The sequence below is a fragment of the Pseudomonas edaphica genome (genome assembly GCF_005863185.1).
Classification (GTDB): domain Bacteria; phylum Pseudomonadota; class Gammaproteobacteria; order Pseudomonadales; family Pseudomonadaceae; genus Aquipseudomonas; species Aquipseudomonas edaphica.
Genome location: NZ_VBVZ01000852.1, coordinates 1 through 2,077, shown reverse-complemented (window position 1 = coordinate 2,077; position 2,077 = coordinate 1). Strand labels below are relative to the sequence as shown.

Sequence of the window (2,077 nt, the reverse complement as noted above, 5' to 3'; positions counted from 1 at the left end):
GCCCAGGGCGCTGCGGTGGCCGCGCAACAGACCGACGCTGAAGGCCAGGCCGCCAAGCGGGTAGTGGATGGCAGCATCGCGCAGATCCATGCGCTGGTGAACGACATCCGCAGCAGCGGCGTGTCCCTCGACAGCTTGCAGCAGGACGTGTCGTCGATCGTCAGCGTGCTCGGCGTGATCCGCTCGATTGCCGAGCAGACCAACCTGCTGGCGCTCAACGCCGCCATCGAAGCCGCACGGGCAGGCGAAGCTGGTCGCGGGTTTGCGGTGGTCGCCGACGAGGTGAGTGCGCTGGCCAGTCGCACGCAAACCAGCACCCAGGAAATCCAGGGCATGATCGACCGCCTGCAAAAAGGCACCGTCGCCGCCGTGGATGCCATGCGCCGCTCCAGCGATGCCGGTGATGGCACTTCGGCCCAGGCCAACCAAGCCGGCGCGTCGCTGGATACCATGGCGCAGTTGATCGGCACCATTAACTCGATGAACGCGCAAATCGCCAGCGCCGCCGAAGAGCAGACCGCCGTAGCCGAAGAGATCAACCGCAGCGTGCATCAGATTGCCGTGGCGGTGGACAGCGTGGCGGATGAAACCCAATTGGGCGCGCAAACCTCGCGCAGCCTGGCGGACCTGGGCCAGCGCCTGGGGCAGTTGGTGGGGCAGTTCAGGATCTGATCAACCCTGGCCTCAGCGTATGTTTGCCTAGCGCTGATACAAATAGGCCTGCCACCGCCCCTGCGTTAGACGTCACGCATCAGCAGGCCGAAGCGCAGGTCCATGTCGCTCGGCAGTGGCACATACACCGTGTGCCCATCCCCCGGCGCCACGTCTATGGCCTCGCCCTTGGCGTTGTGCAGGTTGGTCAGGTCAAAGTGAAAGTTGCCGGCCGGTGTCATCAATTCCAGATGATTACCCACGGCAAAGCGGTTTTTCACCTTGACCTCGGCCAGTTCGCCCCGGCGCTCGCCGGTCAATTCGCCGACAAACTGCTGGCGCTCCGACACCGAGCTGCCGTTCTGGTAGTTCTGGTATTCGTCGTGCACATGGCGACGCAGGAAACCTTCGGTGTAGCCGCGTTGGGCCAGGGACTCAAGATCAGTCATCAGGTTGCGGTCAAACGCACGGCCAGCCACCGCATCGTCAATGGCCTGGCGATACACCTGGGTGGTGCGCGCGCAATAGAAGTGGGACTTGGTGCGCCCTTCGATCTTCAGCGAATGCACGCCCATGTGCGCCAGGCGCTCCACGTGCTGCACGGCGCGCAGGTCCTTGGCGTTCATGATGTAGGTGCCGTGTTCGTCTTCGAAGGCGGGCATCTGCTCATCCGGGCGGTTGGCTTCCTGCAGCAGGAACACCTGATCGGTCGGCGCGCCGATACCCAAGGTCGGTTCACACTGCTGGACGATATCGCCCGTGGCGTTCTCCACCGCCGGCGTGGCCGAGTATTTCCAGCGGCACGCGTTGGTGCAGGTGCCTTGGTTGGCATCGCGCTTGTTCATATAGCCGGACAACAAACAGCGCCCGGAATAGGCCATGCACAGGGCGCCGTGCACAAACACTTCCAGCTCCATGGCCGGCACCTGTTGGCGGATTTCGCCGATTTCTTCCAGTGACAATTCCCGCGACAGAATCACCCGGCAGATACCTTGCTGCTGCCAAAACTCGACGCTGGCCCAATTCACCGTATTGGCCTGTACCGACAAGTGAATCGGCACGCACGGGAAGTGACGGCGTACCAGCATGATCAAGCCTGGGTCGGACATGATCAACGCGTCCGGCCCCATGGCGATCACCGGGGCCAAATCCTTGAGGAAGGTCTTGAGCTTGGCGTTGTGCGGGGCAATGTTGACCACCACGTAGAAACGCTTGCCCAGTGCATGCGCCTCCTGGATGCCGAGTGCGAGGTTGGCGTGGTCGAACTCGTTATTGCGCACCCGCAGGCTGTAGCGCGGCTGGCCGGCGTAGACCGCATCGGCGCCGTAGGCGAAGGCATAGCGCATGTTTTTCAGGGTGCCGGCGGGGGCGAGTAGTTCGGGGGCAATCACGGGGGGCATGGGCTCGGGTCGCAAAAGGTCGCGAG

At 63.3% G+C, this 2,077-nt stretch carries 2 protein-coding genes; one reads left to right on the top strand and one right to left on the bottom strand.

Annotation, left to right across the window (positions count from 1 at the left end):
- On the top strand, positions 1–672 hold a 672-nt coding region (locus tag FEM54_RS31315), incomplete at its 5' end, for a methyl-accepting chemotaxis protein (protein WP_240792832.1).
- 65 nt (positions 673–737) lie between these two features.
- On the opposite strand, the gene trhP is transcribed toward FEM54_RS31315, so the two are convergent.
- Positions 738–2,051: a prephenate-dependent tRNA uridine(34) hydroxylase TrhP gene (gene trhP / locus FEM54_RS31310; RefSeq protein WP_138454146.1), complete on the bottom strand. Its 1,314-nt coding sequence runs from the start codon at positions 2,049–2,051 to the stop codon at positions 738–740.
- Between the last annotated feature and the right edge of the window lie 26 nt (positions 2,052–2,077).

Bases quoted from the DNA above. Each gene is read 5' to 3' on its own strand.
- trhP (WP_138454146.1), bottom strand. From the start codon at position 2,051: ATGCCCCCCGTGATTGCCCCCGAACTACTCGCCCCCGCCGGCACCCTG.